Origin of the sequence: Breoghania sp. JC706, assembly GCF_037026715.1 — a bacterium.
Lineage (GTDB): Bacteria > Pseudomonadota > Alphaproteobacteria > Rhizobiales > Stappiaceae > Breoghania.
The window spans coordinates 237995-254155 of sequence record NZ_JBANCG010000003.1; the positions used below are offsets into that span (position 1 = coordinate 237995).

General features: G+C 64.6%; 14 protein-coding genes. 6 read left to right on the forward strand and 8 right to left on the reverse strand.

Annotation, left to right across the window (positions count from 1 at the left end; all coding sequences use genetic code 11):
* Positions 1–35: 35 nt before the first annotated feature.
* Positions 36–1043 (forward strand): ribonuclease T2, encoded by a 1008-nt coding sequence (locus V2L18_RS06975; RefSeq protein ID WP_336177270.1) that lies wholly within the window; start codon positions 36–38, stop codon positions 1041–1043.
* Positions 1044–1165: 122 nt separating this feature from the next.
* Entirely contained in the window at positions 1166–2407 is a 1242-nt protein-coding gene (locus V2L18_RS06980; RefSeq protein ID WP_336177271.1) for an AMP-binding protein, read from the forward strand.
* On the opposite strand, the gene V2L18_RS06985 is transcribed toward V2L18_RS06980, so the two are convergent.
* On the reverse strand, positions 2398–4380 hold the full coding sequence (locus V2L18_RS06985) for a PAS domain S-box protein (protein ID WP_336177273.1): 1983 nt from the start codon (positions 4378–4380) through the stop codon (positions 2398–2400). The two genes, V2L18_RS06980 and V2L18_RS06985, sit on opposite strands and share 10 nt — an antisense overlap.
* A 32-nt stretch (positions 4381–4412) precedes the next feature.
* Positions 4413–6359, reverse strand: coding sequence for an ATP-binding protein (locus V2L18_RS06990; protein ID WP_336177275.1), 1947 nt, complete (start codon positions 6357–6359; stop codon positions 4413–4415).
* Positions 6360–6540: 181 nt separating this feature from the next.
* Between V2L18_RS06990 and V2L18_RS06995 the strand changes: the two genes are divergently transcribed.
* The gene (locus V2L18_RS06995; RefSeq protein WP_336177277.1) at positions 6541–7008 is read left to right on the forward strand and encodes a response regulator; all 468 of its coding nucleotides are present in this window, start codon (positions 6541–6543) and stop codon (positions 7006–7008) included.
* Positions 7009–7062: 54 nt separating this feature from the next.
* On the opposite strand, the gene V2L18_RS07000 is transcribed toward V2L18_RS06995, so the two are convergent.
* A complete protein-coding gene (locus V2L18_RS07000) occupies positions 7063–7578 on the reverse strand; it encodes a response regulator (RefSeq protein WP_336177279.1) in 516 nt (171 codons plus the stop codon).
* A 465-nt stretch (positions 7579–8043) separates the two neighbouring features.
* Between V2L18_RS07000 and hemH the strand changes: the two genes are divergently transcribed.
* The 3 genes from hemH (at position 8044) to V2L18_RS07015 (ending at position 10628) form a co-directional block, all read left to right on the forward strand.
* On the forward strand, positions 8044–9030 hold the full coding sequence (hemH, locus tag V2L18_RS07005) for a ferrochelatase (RefSeq protein ID WP_336177716.1): 987 nt from the start codon (positions 8044–8046) through the stop codon (positions 9028–9030).
* A gap of 144 nt (positions 9031–9174) precedes the next feature.
* Complete coding sequence (locus V2L18_RS07010) at positions 9175–10158, forward strand: SPFH domain-containing protein (protein WP_336177281.1); 984 nt, start codon at positions 9175–9177, stop codon at positions 10156–10158.
* Between the two features lie 5 nt (positions 10159–10163).
* Complete coding sequence (locus tag V2L18_RS07015; protein WP_336177282.1) at positions 10164–10628, forward strand: NfeD family protein; 465 nt, start codon at positions 10164–10166, stop codon at positions 10626–10628.
* Between the two features lie 27 nt (positions 10629–10655).
* Here the strand turns inward: V2L18_RS07015 and V2L18_RS07020 are convergent, their stop codons facing one another.
* The 5 genes from V2L18_RS07020 to V2L18_RS07040 form a co-directional block, all read right to left on the reverse strand.
* The gene (locus V2L18_RS07020; protein WP_336177283.1) at positions 10656–11315 is read right to left on the reverse strand and encodes a TetR family transcriptional regulator; all 660 of its coding nucleotides are present in this window, start codon (positions 11313–11315) and stop codon (positions 10656–10658) included.
* Positions 11316–11589: 274 nt separating this feature from the next.
* Positions 11590–12414 (reverse strand): 3-keto-5-aminohexanoate cleavage protein, encoded by an 825-nt coding sequence (locus tag V2L18_RS07025; protein WP_336177284.1) that lies wholly within the window; start codon positions 12412–12414, stop codon positions 11590–11592.
* A 105-nt stretch (positions 12415–12519) separates the two neighbouring features.
* Positions 12520–13290, reverse strand: a complete 771-nt coding sequence (locus V2L18_RS07030) for a cyclase family protein (protein ID WP_336177286.1) — start codon at positions 13288–13290, stop codon at positions 12520–12522.
* 38 nt (positions 13291–13328) lie between these two features.
* Positions 13329–14582: an MFS transporter gene (locus tag V2L18_RS07035; RefSeq protein ID WP_336177288.1), complete on the reverse strand. Its 1254-nt coding sequence runs from the start codon at positions 14580–14582 to the stop codon at positions 13329–13331.
* Between the two features lie 714 nt (positions 14583–15296).
* Positions 15297–16148 carry a flagellar motor protein MotB gene (locus tag V2L18_RS07040; RefSeq protein ID WP_336177289.1) on the reverse strand — a complete coding sequence of 284 codons (852 nt, stop codon included), beginning with the start codon at positions 16146–16148 and terminating at the stop codon, positions 15297–15299.
* Positions 16149–16161: the final 13 nt, after the last annotated feature.

Here is a 16161-nt window from a genome sequence, read left to right on the forward strand (position 1 = left end):
GTATGCTCCCGCCATTCCAGGGGGAGGGAATTTCCATGACGATCCGCATTTCCGCAGTTTTTGCCGCCGTGCTCGTGCTTTTGCCGTTCTCCGCCCGGGCCGAAATCCCGCTGGTCGGCTCCTTCATCGCCCGCAAGGCCTGTCCGGCGACGCAGAACATCAAGGCCGGCGACAATCCCGGCAAGGTCATGACCGAGGTTGGCCGCGCCTATCCGATCCTTGCCAAGAACCGCGAGAAGGCGACCCACTACTGGATCGTCACCAAGGGCCCGGAACCCGTCCGCCGCTGGGTCGCGGTCTCCTGCGGCGACCACATGGTGCTGGCCGATACAACTGCCGCCGGCAACGACAACGGGCCTGTCAATGCCGGTCCCGCCGCAGCGCCGCCCGACGACCAGCTCGAATTCTTGCTGGCGGCAAGCTGGGAACCTGCCTTCTGCCAGACCCACCAGCAAAAACCGGAATGCGTCAGCCAGAGCGAAGACCGCTTCGACGCCACCCACCTTTCGCTGCACGGGCTCTGGCCGCAGCCCTACGGCAACTTCTATTGCGGCGTTCCGGCCGGCCAGAAGGCGCTCGACGAGGCCAAGCGGTATGATGATCTGGCCGCGCTCGACCTGTCGCCCGAAACCCGCGCCGCGCTGGAGCGCGTCATGCCGGGCACGCAGTCCCAGTTGCAGCGCCACGAATGGACCAAGCACGGAAGCTGCTTCGCCAATTCCGATCAGGACGGCTATTTCAGGGCCTCGCTCGCCCTGATGGAGGCCCTGAACGCCTCGCAGGTGCGTGACCTGCTCGCCGCCAATATCGGCAAGCGGATTTCCGGCAAGGCGATCCGGGCCGCCTTCGACGAGGCTTTCGGCCAGGGGGCCGGCTCGCGGGTGGCGCTTGATTGTTCGGGAGAGCTCCTCGGCGAGTTGCGCATCGCGCTTCGCGGCGATGCCGGCAAGGAGACGCTCGCCGATCTCATCCACGCCGCCCATCCGGTGCCGCCCGAGGCGAGCGATTGCGATGGCGGGATCGTCGATCGGGCAGGCTTTTGAGGAAGAGGCCTCTGCGCTTTCGCACGGCATTCGCATTTGCGGGAAATTCGAACCGAATTCGAGGAAATTCGAGACAAATATTAATACATGCACAAAAGGGTGCGGAGGACCGGGACAACGCCATGACAGACATGTTCGACACGCGCGAGACACGCGATCCGGCGGAGCGCGAAGCCGACCTTTTCCGCCGGCTTCCCGGCCATCTGACCAAGGCGATCGCCGCCGCGCCGGGGCTTGCCGCCCATCTTGACGGCATCGATCCGGCCGCCGTCACCTCGCGCGCGGAACTGGCGAAGCTCCCCGTGCTGAGAAAGCCGGAACTGATGGCGGCACAGCAGGCCCATCCCCCCTTCGGCGGCTTTGCGGCGGCCGGTCGCGTGCCGGAACGGGTCTTCGTCTCGCCGGGCCCGGTCTTCGAGCCGCAGAGCCCCGGTGCCGACCCCTGGGGGGCGGCCCGCGCGCTGTTTGCCGCCGGTTTTCGGCCGGGCGACGTGGTCCACAATTCCTTCGCCTATCACATGACGCCGGGCGGCTTCATTCTGGATCTCGGCGCCCGCGCGCTCGGCTGCACGGTCTTTCCCGCCGGAACCGGCAACACCGAGATGCAGCTTGAAGCCATCGCCGGCCTTCGACCGCGCGGCTGGTGCGGCACGCCGGATTATCTCAAGGTGATCCTCGACAAGGGGGCTGAGGCCGGGATCGACTGTTCCTCCATCAAGGTTGCCCAGGTCTCCGGCGGCGCGCTGTTTCCCTCGCTCCGGGACGAATACGCGGCGCGCGGCGTTGCGGTCACGCAATGCTATGCGACCGCCGATCTCGGCGTCGTTGCCTATGAGACCGAAGCGCGCAAGGGGCTGGTTCTCAACGAAGATTTCATTCTGGAAATCGTCCGCCCGGGCACCGGAGATCCCGTCGCCGACGGCGAGGTCGGCGAGATCGTGGTCACCGTTCTCAATGCCGCCTATCCGCTGGTGCGCTTCGGCACCGGCGACTTGTCCAAGGTGCTCGACGAGCGCTCCCCGTGTGGGCGCACCAACACGCTGATCGCCGGCTGGATGGGCCGGGCCGACCAGCGCACCAAGGTCAAGGGCATGTTCGTCGATCCGCATCAGGTGGCTGCCATCGTGCGCCGTCACCCCGAGATCGGCCGCGCTCGCCTCGTCGTTGCCCGCGCCGGCGAGCAGGATGCGCTCAGCCTGAAAATCGAGGTGGATCAGCCAGATGCGGCGGTGTCGGGGCTCGCTGATGCTGTCGCCGGGACCTTGCGCGAGGTGACTAGGCTCGGCGGCCGTGTCGAGCCGGTTGCCCCTGGCAGCCTGCCCAATGACGGCAAGGTCATCGAGGACGCGCGCGATTACGCGTGATCGGGCAGGCTGCGGCGGATGATCTGGTGGGGCGGGATCTCGATGACGAAATCCGTGCCCTCGCCGTCCGGTGCGGCCTCGGCCCGCATCTCCCAGCCGTGCGCCTCGACGATGGACTTGGCGATGGCACGATTGAGACTGGTGTCCGTACCGTTGTCGTTGCGTCCGGGGCCGGAAAAGGCCTCGAAGATCCTGTCCGCCCGGTCCGTCGGCGGTTTGGTGCCGTTGTCGCGGATCGTCAGCCGTGCGCCGCCGTCGGCCTTGGCCTCGCCGAACATCAGGACGACCGCCGGCCGCTTCGGGCTGTGTTCGGCAATCGCATTGGCGAGCAGGTTGGTGAAGAGCTTGTCCAGCGCGGTCAGGTCGCCGGCCACCTGCGGCAGCGGATCGATGATTGTGATCCTGACGCTTTCCGGCGGAGCAAGGCGCTCCAGGACATCGCCGAGCAGTCGGTTCAGGTCGATCGGCACACGCTGGAAACTGCGCTGGGTCTCGCGCGTGTAGGTCTGCAGGTCGCTGACGAGCTTGGACAGCCGGTCGGAGGATCGCCGGATGACGGTCAGCGGTTCGCGGATCTCCGGGGCGTCGCTGTCGCCCAGCGTCTCCTCCAGCACATCGCTGAACAGTCTGATCTTGCGCAACGGCTCCTGCAGATCGTGCGCGGCTATGGCATTGAAACGTTTAAGCCCTTCGTTGGTCCGCCGCAGGCCCTCGTTGAGCCGGGCGAGCGAGCGCTGGGCGCGGTTTCGGTCCGTCACGTTGTTGAGGACGGTCAGAACCGAAAGCGGATTGGCATCGGGTTCGGAAAGCGTGGAGGCCTCCACCTCCACCACCGTTCCGTCCGCGCGCAGCATCGTGCGGGGTGCGTTGACGAGGGGCAGCGCGACGCGGCGCTCGATCACGGCGCGCATCTCCGTGCGGCTCGCCTCGCTGAAGAAGTCCAGAAGCGGCCTGCCGATCACGTCGTCGCGGTTGTAGCCCAGCGTTTCCAGCCAGGTCCGGTTGACGTTGGAGATCGTCAGGTCCTCGCTCACCGTGTGCATCATGATCGGCGAATTCTGGTAGATGAAACGGTATCGTTCCTCGCTGGCGCCGAGCTCTTCCATCTTGCTCCTGCGCAGCAGCGCATAGGACAGCCATTGCGCCAGAATGCGGATGAGCTGGACGTCCTCGTTGCTGAAGGGCTCCGTGCGCGCTTCCGGCGAGGCGAAGCTCAGTGCCCCGTAAAGCGCACCGTCCACATAGATCTCCGCGCTCAGGAAACTCCGCATATAGATGCGGCCGCGGAAGGGGGCGTCGGCATACTCGGTCTTGTCGAGGTCCTGAATGGCGACGATGTTGCCGCGCGAATGGGTGATCGAGGCGTAGGCAAGCTCGTGCGGAATCAGTTCGCCTTGCTTCACAAGGTCGTCCCTGATCCGGAACTCGGCATAGACGCCTTCTTCCGCATAGCGGGTGATCGTGCCCGCCGACATGGAAAAGTAGGCGTGGCCTATGGCCAGAATGCCCTCGATGACCTCCGTGGTGTCCAGCGAACGGTCGTTGGTGATACGGATCAGGTCCTCAAGCGTCTCGTTGTAGCGGTATTCCTCCGTCACGTCCCAGAACACGAGCAGCATCGTTTCCAGGCGGCCTTCCTCGTCGAAATGGCCGGTTCCCTGGAAAATCCGGCGCCTCTCGCGGCCATGCAGGTTCAGGAACTGTGCGGGCGAAGTCCAGTTCGGGCTCGAAAGCGTGAGTGCCGCGAAAGCCGCTCGAGTGCGTTCGACAAGGTCGGCGTCGAGGCGGTCGAAGATGGAGGTGCCGACGACCCTGTCGCGCTCGAAGCCGAACGCCGCGCAATAGAGGTCGTTCGCGTCGAGCAGGACGCCGTCGGCTGACATCAGCGCCCCGGGAAGGGGAAGCTCTTCCAGAGTCGCAATCCGGGATGGCTGCCTATCCGGAAGCGGCCTGTCCTCTTGTTGAACCAACACATGCTCCTCATGACGGGCCTCGCTCTCCGAGCTCAGCTCCCGGACGTTTTGCTCTTGTCCGTTCTGATGATGAAATCGGTGCCGCCGGGTTCCCGGCGACGGGCACGGATCGACCAGCCGTGTCCCTCCGCGATCGAGCGTACCAGCGCAAGGCCGATGCCCGATCCTGCGGTTTGAATGGTATGCAGCCGCACGAAAGGTTCGAAGATCTCCTCCTCCATTCCTTCCGGCAGACCGACGCCGTTGTCGCGGACCACGATCTCGGTCGCCCCGTCCACCGTCTGCCGGGAAAACACCTCAACGACCGGTGCCTCGCCCTGACGATGGTATTTCAGGGCATTGAGAATGAGGTTGTAGAAGAGCCGCTGGAGCGGGACCGCGTCGCCGGTGAGGCGCGGCATGTCGCGAACCGTGATCTGCGCGCCGCTTTCCTCGATCAGCAGCCCGAGGTCGCCGATCACTTCCGACAGGAGCGGCTTGAGGTCGAGTAGGTTGTGGGCGTAGCCTCTCTCGCTTTCGCGCGAAAAGGCGAGGAGGTCGCGAACAAGGCGCGACAGGCGTTCCGCCGCCTGCGTCACGACGTTGAGCGCATGGTGGGCATCGTCGTCCTGCGATCCGGGCAGGTGCTTGCCGAGCTGGTCGCCATAGAGGCGGATCTTGCGCAGCGGTTCCTGCAGGTCGTGGGCGGCGACCGTATTGAAGCGCTTGAGATCCTCGTTGGCGCGGCTGATGGCCCGGTTGGTCGCGTTCATCTCCTCGCGCAGGCGGTCGCGCTCGGTGACGTCGACCCAGACACACAGGATGGGCAGGTCTTCGGCCGCAACCCCGAGCGAGGCGAGCTGCGTGCTGAGCACCGCGCCCGATCGGGTCACGAAGTCCTGCGCCCGCATCGTGATCGGCTGCGGTTCGTCATCGCACGGCTCGAGGCGGGCGGTGGCGCGACTTTGCGGGGTGAGGAAATCGGCGAGGTCGCGTCCGATTACGCTGGCGGCGTCGTAACCCAGCCTGTCCAGCCAGGTCTGGTTGACGTCCAGCAGCTTTCCGTCGCAACCGACCACGGCCATCATGATAGGAGCGCGCTCATAAAAGTGGCGATACCGGTTCGCGCTCTTCTGCAGGCCGACATAGATCTCGATCTGCTCCAGCGTGTAGCCGAGCCATTGCGCGATCAGGCGGCAGAACTGGATCTGCTTCTCGCTGAACGCCTCGCTGCGCGGGGTCAGCGTGGCGAAATTGATGATCCCGTAGAAGCGGTTGCCGATATAGATCTCGGACGCCATGACGCTTTGCAGCGGCAGGTGGCTGTAAAAGGGGTACTTGATGAAATCGGTCTCGCGCATGTCGTGAATGGCCACGACCGGGCCGGCGCGCAGCACCAGATCTATGTAGGAGCGCTCGCGCGGGAAGGGCTGCTTTTCCCGAAGGTGGTCCAACTCGAAGTTCAGGACCATCGGGTTGGCGAGGTCGCCTTCCAGCCGGGTGATGCCGGCATATTCCGCATCGAAATATTTCACGCCGACGGAGAGGATCATCCGGGCGCGTTCCTCGTAGCTCTTTCCCGAATTGTTGGATATGCGCATCAGGTCTTCCAGCGCATTCCGGTATCGCAGCTCTTCGGAGATGATTCGCCCGATCGCGATCAGATCCAGCAGCGCGCCATCCGCGTCGAACCGCCCCTTGAGGGACCAGTGCGTCCATCTGTTGCGCCCGCGCCTGTCCGTGATCGGGAACTCGATGGTGGCCGACGGCGCCTTCGGCGCCATCGCGGAGATGGTGTTCAGGATCCGGTTGTGGCTGGGCGAGGGCACGAAATCCAGCAGGGGGCTGTCGGCCGCGATTTCCTCGCCTTCTCGAAAAGTGACGCAATAGTGCCGGTTGGCAAAGGCGATGCGGGTATCGGGCAACAACCGCAAGGCCGATGACGACAATAGATTCAGATCGAAGCAAAGAGCTTGTGGTCCCTGAAAAATCTCGGCCATTGGACGAATTTGCTTTGATTAATGCCTTTTGGGTGTCGTCCGCGTCTGGGAGCAGTCTATTGTGGAAGCTGCCCTCAAGACACTATAGTATTTCATCGGAGCGTGAAAAGCGGTCGATACGTGGAGCGGCGACAGCCTCTCCTGTTATTGTTGCGAAATTTAACGTTGGGGTTTCTTTGCGATGGGCTCTGCGTCCGACAAGAAAGAGAATTCCGATCCGCTTGTCGATGCGCGCGTATTGTTGGTGGAAGACGATCCGGATGACATTCTCGTCATCAGGCGGTCGCTCCGGGATGCGCCGATCCGTCTGGAACTGAAGGTCTGTGAGGACGGTCGCGAGGCGTTCGACTATCTGGAGCAGGGGGCGGCTGACGAGAACGCACCGCCCGATCTCATCATCCTCGATCTCAACATGCCGGTGGTGGACGGAGCGACGTTCCTGCACAAGCTGCGGGCCCACGGCCGGCTGCATTCGGTGCCGGTCTGCGTGCTGACCACGGCCACCGACGAGGAAACGATCCGGCGCGCCTACGAGAGCGGCGCCAATGCGGTGGTTTCCAAGGTCGACACGCTGGAGGGCATGAGCGCCATCCTGAACACGATCGTCGAGTTCTGGTTCTCCACCGCGCGCCGCTATTATCTTGATTGAGACGCTCCTGTCGTGAACCTGCGGCCGCCTCCGGCCCGCGCGCAGGTGCAGGGTTCAGCGCTGCGGGAACGGTATCGGTCGGGTGCAGGTCTGCTCCGTCCCGTCGGCCTCCAGAGTGCCGTAAGGCTTGCGCGGGCGCGGGCCCGAATTGACCTGTTGGTGCCAGATGCCGCGCGCATCTTCGATACGTTCGGCCAGGATGCGCGACGAGCACGGCGTGACGACGATGCCGTCGACACCCAGACGTCCGACAGCATCGACAAAGGCGCGATCGGCGGCATTTGTGCTGAGCAGGACGGTGATGGCGTGAAAGCGCGGATCGGCCGCCCGGCGCAGCGCGCGCAGCATCTGGCCGATGGACGACATGCCGAGCCGGCGATCGACGATCACCAGATCGGTGTTGGAGGAAACCAGCGCGGCGAGCGCCTCCGCGACGGTTGCCGCCGACAGCGCGCAGGTGCAGCCGAGTTGTCCGACGATGGTCTTCATGCGCCGGCAGCCGAAGTCCTGCGGATCCACGATCAGCACTTCGCCGAGGCCGCCCGCCTCGAACGGGTCGCTCAACGCCATGGAGTATTCCCTGTCATTGCCGCGGTGCATCCGCGAGCATTTGACCCGGAATTAAGGCTCCCAAGTCTGAAAAATGGCTGAAGACGGGGCTATCCACTAGCCCTTACGGCGTTGTTCGCATGGGCCTTCCGTGCCGGACGAAACGCGCCGTGCTGCAGTGCGGAAAAGGCCTTTTGCGCCAGCGTCGCGTTGCCGCGCGATCGCTCCGGCGGTAAGGAAGGTTGCGACTATTCCAAAGAAATGCGCGATGTCCCATATAGACGGAAAGCCGCCGGGGCGTTGGCAGCGCCCGCGATCCCGCCCTTGCCGCCGGTCTGCCGGCCCCGCCGAACAGGAGCGACTTGCCGAACGATGACAGACGCGATGAACCAGTCCACCGATCCCGTCGCCCGCCCGGGCTCCCGCCCCGTGGCCGCGCCGTCGGCCGCCACGCCGCACCTTCCCGCCGGACATCCGCCCGTCGCCATGGGCAAGATCGGGGTTCTGCTGGTCAACCTCGGTACGCCCGACGGCACCGATTACTGGCCGATGCGGCGGTATCTGCGCGAGTTCCTGTCGGACAAGCGCGTCATCGAATGGCCGCGCTGGCTCTGGTATCCGATCCTGCACGGCATCGTGCTGACCCGCCGTCCGAGCAAGTCCGGTGCGGCCTACGCCTCGATCTGGAACAAGGAGCGCGACGAGAGCCCGTTGCGCACGGTCACGCGGTCGCAGGGCGAGAAGCTCGCCGCCGCCTTTGCGGGCGAGCCGCAGGTGGTGGTGGACTGGGCGATGCGCTACGGCAATCCCTCGATCGCGGAGCGCATGGAGGCGCTGGTCGCGGCCGGCTGCGAGCGGATACTGGCCTTTCCGCTCTATCCGCAATATTCGGCCTCCACGACCGCGACGGTGAACGACAAGGTGTTCGAGGCGCTGCAGAAGATGCGCTGGCAGCCGGCGGTGCGCACCGTGCCGCCCTATCACGACGAGCCGGTCTACATCGAGGCGCTGGCCCATTCCATCGAGACGCACCTCTCCTCGCTCGATTTCGAGCCGGAAGTGGTGCTGACTTCGTTCCACGGCATTCCGCAGTCCTATTTCAAGAAGGGCGACCCCTATCACTGCCACTGCCAGAAGACGACGCGTCTGCTGCGCGAGCGCCTGGGCTGGGACGAGAAGCGGCTGAGGATCACCTTCCAGTCGCGCTTCGGACCGGAGGAATGGCTGCAGCCCTATACGGACAAGACGGTGGAGGCGCTGGCGAAGGAGGGCGTCAAGCGGATCGCCATCATCAATCCGGGCTTCGTGACCGATTGCCTGGAGACGCTGGAGGAGATCGCCGGCGAGAATGCCGAGATCTTCCACGAACACGGCGGCGAGAAGTTCTCGCACATCCCCTGCCTCAACGACAGCGAGGACGGGATGGCCGTGATCGAGGCCGTGGTCCGGCGCGAGCTTTCGGGCTGGATATAGTCGCGGACCCGCGTTGCGGCGTGCATCCCGTGTCGGAAGGCCCCGGTGCTGGCGAGCGCGGACAAAGCGGGGCATAGTCGCGCCGCTGGGGAAGATCGATTCGCGGCGCGTCTGCGCCAAACTTCATGAGTGCGGAGACAGGCCATGGAATTCGTCACCGGCTTCGACATAGCCATCATCGTTCTGCTGCTGCTGGTCATTCTGGTCTTTGTCGCCGGCGTGAAGACCGTGAGCCAAGGCTACAACTACACGATCGAGCGTTTCGGCAAATACACGCGCACGCTGTCGCCGGGCCTCAACCTGATCGTGCCGTTCATCGACCGCATCGGCACCAAGATGAACATGATGGAGCAGGTGCTCGACGTTCCCTCGCAGGAGGTCATCACCCGCGACAACGCCACCGTCGAGGTGGACGGCGTGACCTTCTACCAGATCATCAACGCCGCGCGTGCGGCCTACGAGGTGCTGGGGCTGGAAAACGCCATCCTGAACCTCACCATGACCAACATCCGCACGGTCATGGGCTCGATGGATCTCGACCAGCTTCTGTCAAACCGCGACGAGATCAATGCGCAGCTGCTGCGCGTCGTCGATGCGGCGGCGGAGCCCTGGGGCATCAAGATCACCCGCATCGAGATCAAGGACATCAACCCGCCGCGCGATCTTGTCGAGGCGATGGGCCGGCAGATGAAGGCGGAGCGCGAAAAGCGTGCCGCGATCCTTGAAGCGGAAGGCAAGCGGCAGTCGGAGATCCTGAAGGCGGAAGGCCAGAAGCAGTCGCAGATCCTTGAGGCCGAGGGCCGCCGCGAGGCCGCCTTCCGCGACGCGGAAGCGCGCGAACGCGGGGCGGAGGCCGAAGCCAAGGCGACGCAGATGGTCAGCGAGGCGATCGCCGCCGGCGACGTGCAGGCGATCAACTACTTCGTCGCCAACCGCTATGTCGAGGCGCTGGAAGCCATGGCCAAGTCGCCCAACCAGAAGACCCTTATGCTGCCCATCGAGGCGACGTCCATTCTCGGCGCGCTCGGCGGCATCGGCGAGATCGCGCGCGAGACCTTCCATGGCGAGGCGCCTGTCGGCAGGCGTCCGGGCGGCCGGGTGCCTACCACCCGCGGCAACGAGGACTGACGGCCGTGGGCCTCTTTGGCACGATCATCCGCGAGCTCGGTCCCTGGAGCTGGCACGTTCTGGGGCTATTGCTGCTCGGCCTGGAGATCCTGGCGCCGGGCACGTTCTTCCTGTGGTTCGGCATCTCCGCTCTGATCGTGGGAACTGCGGCGCTGTTCTTTGACATGAGCTGGCAGACCGAGCTGATCATCTTTCTGGTGATCGCCTTCGCCAGCCTGATCGCCGGCCGCCGGCTGATGAACCGCAAGAGCGCCGGACAGGAAGGGGAGGGCGACACCCTCAACCGTCGCGGATCGCGCTACGTGGGGCGCGAATTCGTGCTCGGCGAGCCGATCGCGCAAGGCACCGGACGGCTGAACGTCGACGACAGCGTGTGGCGGGTGACGGGCCCCGATCTGCCGGCGGGCGCCAAGGTGAGGGTCGTCGAGGTCGACGGCTCCGTGCTGAAGGTGACGGCCGCGGGAGAGTGAGGCGCGGGCGCGATTTTCCCCGCCCGCTCAGATGCCCTGCAGGCCGCCGCAGATGAAGCGGATGAGGAATTCGTTCTTTTCGCTCTCGTGCACTGCGCCCGGATCGCTGTGCGACAGGCGTTGCATGCGCGCGTCGAAATGGCTCATCACCAGTGCGCTGACCGAGAACAGGTAGCCCCAGGTCAGGCCGTTGACGGTCTTGTCGGGCAGGGCCTGCTTCAGCGCCTCGATGAAGCGGGCTGCCATCGGATCGTAGTAGTCGCGGATAATGCCGCGCGATTCCTCTTCCGGATCGGAGGCTTCGCGCAGGATGAGCTGCGAATAGATGCGGCCTTCTTCCGTCGCCTTGGCGTTCAGGACCGGCATGACGAAGGCTTCGACGATGTGGCGCAGCGCATCGGGAGCCGACAGGTGCTCGATCCGGTCCAGCCGTTCCAGCCGCTCCTCGAAGATCGTGTGGAAATGGTCGAACACCGAGCGGTAGAGATTTTCCTTGGTCTGGAAATGATAGACGATCAAGGAGAGCTGGACATCGGCCGCCGTGGCGATCTCGCGCATCGAAACGCCGTGGTATCCCTTGCGGGAAAACAGGCGACCGGCTTCCAGCACGATGCGGTGCCTGCGCGTCGGCGCGCCGTTTCCGTCGGCGGCGTCGCCGCTATTTTCGGTTTTTCTGGATCTGGCCATCAGTCGCCAATGAATAGCGGTTCCCGAGCCCGTCCAGGAACCATAAGCGCCCGAAATAGCAGCCGGCTTCTCGCGATGTCAATCAACGCGGCAGGCTGCGGTCCGTGCGTGGCGAAGGGCGGCCGGCCTCAAGGGTCATTTCCGAAGGCTCGTTCCGCGAGCCGCACGCCGACCATCTCTTGGGCAGCAGGAGGTCGACATGCGGCGTCGCGGCCCTGACGGGCGCGGCCGTCTTGCGCGCGGCCGCGCGAAGCGATCGATGGGGCGCTACACGTCAGGGATGGCGCAAGCCCAGGATTTCGCGGGCATCGTCGGGCGAGGCATGTTCCCTGTCGGCCTCGTGGACGAGGCGAACCGCGCGCTCGACCATCTCGGCATTCGACTTCGCAAGCCGGCCCTTGGCGTAATAGACGTTGTCCTCGAGCCCGACCCGAACGTTGCCGCCGAGTGCGATGGTGGCGAAGAGGATCGGCAGATGACGCGCGCCGATGCCGAGTGCCGACCAGTTGGCCTCGGCGGGCAGCAGGCTCTTCAGGAAGACGAGATTTTCCACCGTCGCCGCCATGCCGCCGGCCGCCCCCAGCACGAGCTGGTAGTAGCCTGGCGCCTTCAGGACGCCCTGCTTGATGTAGTGCAGCGCGTTGTAGATCATCCCGCCGTCGAAGATCTCGATCTCGGGCAGAATGTCGAGTTCGGTCATGGTGCGGCCGAGCCGCTCCAGAAACGCTGGATGATTGAGGAAGATCGTCTGGTGCATCCAGTTCATGGTGCCGGCATCGTAGGAGGCAAGCTCCGGGCGCAGGCGGACGAGGTGCTCGATGCGGGTGTCGTCGGTGGCGTTGAGGTCGCCCGAGGTCGTCAGGTTCAGCGCGATGTCGCATTTCTCGCGGATGAGGCCGACGGTTTCGGCGAAAAGGTCGGCGCTCATCGTGCCCTTGCCTTCGGCGTCGCGCATGTGCAGGTGCGCGATCGCGGCACCCGCCTGCCAGCACTCATAAACGTCCTCGGCGATTTCCTTCGGGGTCAGCGGAATGGCCGGGTTGTTTTCCTTTGTCGGCCAGGCGCCGGTGGTGGCGACGGTTACGATCGTTTTTGCCATGGGTCTCGATCCATCTGTCTCAGGCAGTGCCCGGGTTCAGGGCTGAGCCTGCTTTCGGGGCCGGCCGCGGGGAGGCCGCGGCCGGGATAGGTTGCGAAGGTGGCGTCAGGGAAGAATGGCGACGGCGCGGGTCCAGCCGGCGGAGCCACCCTTCACCTTGCAGGGGAAGCAGGCCACCTCGAAGCCGTCGGCGGGCAGCTGCTCGAGATTGTGCAGTTTCTCGATGTGGCAGTAGCCGATGTCGCGGCCGGCCTTGTGCCCTTCCCAGATGAGCGAGGCGTCGCCCGTTTCCGCGTAGTGCTTTGCGGTGTGGACGAAGGGTGCGTCCCAGCTCCAGGCATCAGTGCCGGTCACCCGCACCCCGCGCTCCAGCAGGTACAGCGTCGCTTCGCGGCCCATGCCGCAGCCGGCGGCGACGTAGCCTTCCTTGCCGTAGGCCTCGCCGGCGCGGGTGTTGACGACGACGATCTCCAGCGGCTGCAGCTCGTGGCCGATGCGCTTCAGTTCCGTCTCCACATCGGCGGCGGTGGCGACGTAGCCGTCGTCGAAATGGCGGAAGTCGAGCTTCACGCCGGGCTGGTAGCACCAGTCCAGCGGCACCTCGTCGATGGTCCAGGCCCGCTCGCCGTTGTTCATGGTCGAGTGGAAATGATAGGGCGCATCGAGATGGGTGCCGTTATGGGTGGTGATCTCCACCCACTCGATCGCCCAGGCCTCGCCGTCGGGAAGATCTTCCTTCTTCAGCCCCGGGAAGAACGGCAACAGTTCATCCGCCGTTTCCTTGTGGTTGCGGTAGTGGATCTTGGGTTCGTAGGCAGGGGGATCCGCCAGGGTGCCGTTTTCGAAGAAGATCGACAGATCGATTATCTTGCGCATGGTTTTTGGTCTTTCTCTTTAGCGAACAGCTGGCGCGGTCAACGCCGGGGCGTTCCATCGGGCATCGCCTGGGGGGCGGCTGTCGCGCGATCCTCCCGCAAGGTCTCGGTGCGTGGCAGCAGCAGTGCCAGCAGACCGGCGGCCAGGAAGGGGATGGAGCAGAGCAGAATCAGGGTCTGGAGCGAGAAGGTCGTTGCGAGGCCGCCAAGGACCAGCGGCGCGAAGGCGGAGACGCCGCGTCCGACGTTGAAGCAGAAACCGGACCCGGTGGTGCGCACGCGCACGGGGTAGAGCTCGCCGTAGTAGGAGCCCATCAGGCCGACGAAGGCCATGAAGAAGGCGTAGGCCGGGCCCATCCACATCAGCATGGTGGGGTTCTCGGTCATGGCGTAGATCGCCAGCATGACCGCGGAGCCGACCAGCGAGAGCGCCAGCGCGTTGCGTTTGCCGATGATGTCGGCGAGCCAGCCGAACAGGTTGTAGCCGAAGAACATGCCCACCGAGAGGATGGTCATGAACATTCCCATGTCGGCGACCGAGAGGCCGCGCTCCTTGACCAGATAGGTCGGCAGCCAGGAGGTCGTGCCCCAGTAGGCGAAGAGCGCCAGAGCCGAAATGGCGGTCGCGATGATGGTGTTGCGGGCCATGCCGTCGGCGAAGATCTCACCCACGGAGACTTTTTCCGGCGCGGTGTGGGTGCCGGTTCTGCGGGCCTCGCGCTGCTCCTTCCAGACCTCCGATTCCTTCACGCACAGGAAGACGTAGGCCGCGACGATGAGGGCGGCACCGGCGGTCAGGAACAGGGCGCGCCAGCCGAAGGCGGGGATGATCTTGCCCGCAAGGAACGATGCGAGGCCGACGCCAACGGGAAACGAACTCATGACGAAGGCGGCCGCGCGGCCGCGCTGCTTGGGCGGGAAGGTCTCCGCGATATAGGCGGCGATGACGCCCCACAGGCCGCCGAGACCGAGACCTGCCAGGAAGCGCAGGATGAGGATCTGGGTCCAGGTCTGGGCCACGGCGATCAGCATGGTGAGAAGGCTGAAGGAGATCAGCGACCACAGCATCGCCTTGCGACGGCCGAAATTGTCGGAATACCAGCCCATGAGAACGCTGGAGAAGCCGACGCCGACCAGTGTCGCGGTGGCCAGCATGCCGGCTTCGGAGCGGGTGAGGCTGAGGTCGTTCATGATCGGCTGGAACGCCATTGCCAGCAGAAGCAGGTCAAAGGCGTCGAAGGTGTAGGCAGCAAAACTGCCTCCGAGTACGCGGTATTTTTGGGAATTCGCCACGTTGTCCTCCATAGCTGTGGCTCTGCCCGGCGAAGCTGCTCGTTGCGGGCAGAGCCGCAATGCTCGGACTGATTGTACGTACGTACAGTCGTTGCATTGACTGTACATACAGTCAAGATCCGGATTTGCCTTGATCTATCTCAAGACGGAGGAAACGCCGGTTGCCACGGCGGGACCGGAAGGGTGGCGCGGAGCGGGGGGAGGAGAGGCCGGGCTGGCGAGGGGCAGCGGGCAAGGCGGGGGCCGGGAGGCTGGACAGGAAAAGGGAGCGAGGGTACGCAAAAGGGGCACGTGGGAGACGCGCAAGAAGGAAAGCGAATAGGGAAGGAAGGAGAAATGGCGGGTTAGGAGCCTGCATGTTTTGACGGAAATGGCCGTATTCGCCCCCTCTCCCTCCAACTGGAAAAATGGGGGAGAGGTATTCTCTCGCGCATTTCCGTCAAATCATGAAACGCTCTAGGAGCGGGCGGCGTTATCCGCCTCTGTTCCGCCAAGAGCGGGATCTCTCCCCCGCACGGGGGAGAGCGGAACAGGGGGGTTCTTCGCGACCTCAATCCTGTCTTGCCAGAGGCAGGACCCGTCGGGCAGGGGCGGCGCACGCAAACGGAGGGGGAAGCGGCTGTTTCGCAGCAGGCGGGGGCGTCCGGCTTGCCTCCGGCTCCCTCATGCCGCGTGTGCAACGATCCGGCACCGAAGTGTGCGTGTGCGCGCGGCTTACGGCTTGTAGTCGACCGGCAGCGGCGGGCTTTCGTTCATCAGGAGGATGGATATGCGCCGGTTCGCCGCCAGATAGGGATCGTGCGGAAAAAGCGGATCGGTGTCCGCCTTGCCGACCACGGCGAAGAAGCGGTCGTCCTTCACGCCGTATTCCGACAGGATCTGGCGCGCGGCGTTGGCGCGGTCGGCGGACAGTTCCCAATTGGTGTAGCCGGCGCCCTTGCTGCCGCTGCCGGACATGGTGTGGCCGGTGATCTTGATGCGGTTGGGCATCTCCATCAGCACCGGCGCCATCTTGGCGAGAAGCTTGCGGGTCGTCTCGTAAGGGTACTTGGAGCCTTCGGGGAACATCGAGCGGCCGTCCTGGTCGACCAGCATGATGTTCAGCCCCTCCTCGTTCTCCTCGATGATCAGGTTCGACTGGAATTCCGTGATCTCCGGCATTTCCTGCCAGGCCTGACGGATGGAGGCGGCGGCGGTGGCGAACTGGCGGGGGCGCTCGATATTGGCCTTCTCCACGTCGTGCGTGTTGGCCTCAGGCCCCTGCTTGGAGCGCTCTTCGTGCCGTTCTGTCGCGAAATCGGAATCGTTCTCGGTCGGGCGTTGCGAAACGTCCTTCATGTAGTCGCGGATCGGCAGCCCCTGGACCTCGATGATGCCGTTCCTGCGCGAGTTCTCCTTCACGCCGAAGGCATCCTTCATCGATCCGGCCACGACCTGGAGTTTTTCCTTGTCCTGAATGGAGAAGGAGATGATGAGCACGAAAAAGCAGACCAGCAGCGACATCAGGTCGGCAAAGGTCACCAGCCATTCCGGTGCGCCGCCCGCCGCTTGCTTTTTCTTCGCCATCGTTCAGCTCCCC

Bases quoted from the DNA above. Each gene is read 5' to 3' on its own strand.
- V2L18_RS07025 (WP_336177284.1), bottom strand. From the start codon at position 12,414: ATGGCAAAAACGATCGTAACCGTCGCCACCACCGGCGCCTGGCCGACA.
- hemH (WP_336177716.1), top strand. From the start codon at position 8,044: ATGGGCAAGATCGGGGTTCTGCTGGTCAACCTCGGTACGCCCGACGGC.
- V2L18_RS07010 (WP_336177281.1), top strand. From the start codon at position 9,175: ATGGAATTCGTCACCGGCTTCGACATAGCCATCATCGTTCTGCTGCTG.
- V2L18_RS06975 (WP_336177270.1), top strand. From the start codon at position 36: ATGACGATCCGCATTTCCGCAGTTTTTGCCGCCGTGCTCGTGCTTTTG.
- V2L18_RS07030 (WP_336177286.1), bottom strand. From the start codon at position 13,290: ATGCGCAAGATAATCGATCTGTCGATCTTCTTCGAAAACGGCACCCTG.
- V2L18_RS07040 (WP_336177289.1), bottom strand. From the start codon at position 16,148: ATGGCGAAGAAAAAGCAAGCGGCGGGCGGCGCACCGGAATGGCTGGTG.
- V2L18_RS06995 (WP_336177277.1), top strand. From the start codon at position 6,541: ATGGGCTCTGCGTCCGACAAGAAAGAGAATTCCGATCCGCTTGTCGAT.
- V2L18_RS06980 (WP_336177271.1), top strand. From the start codon at position 1,166: ATGACAGACATGTTCGACACGCGCGAGACACGCGATCCGGCGGAGCGC.
- V2L18_RS06990 (WP_336177275.1), bottom strand. From the start codon at position 6,359: ATGGCCGAGATTTTTCAGGGACCACAAGCTCTTTGCTTCGATCTGAAT.
- V2L18_RS07020 (WP_336177283.1), bottom strand. From the start codon at position 11,315: ATGGCCAGATCCAGAAAAACCGAAAATAGCGGCGACGCCGCCGACGGA.
- V2L18_RS07000 (WP_336177279.1), bottom strand. From the start codon at position 7,578: ATGGCGTTGAGCGACCCGTTCGAGGCGGGCGGCCTCGGCGAAGTGCTG.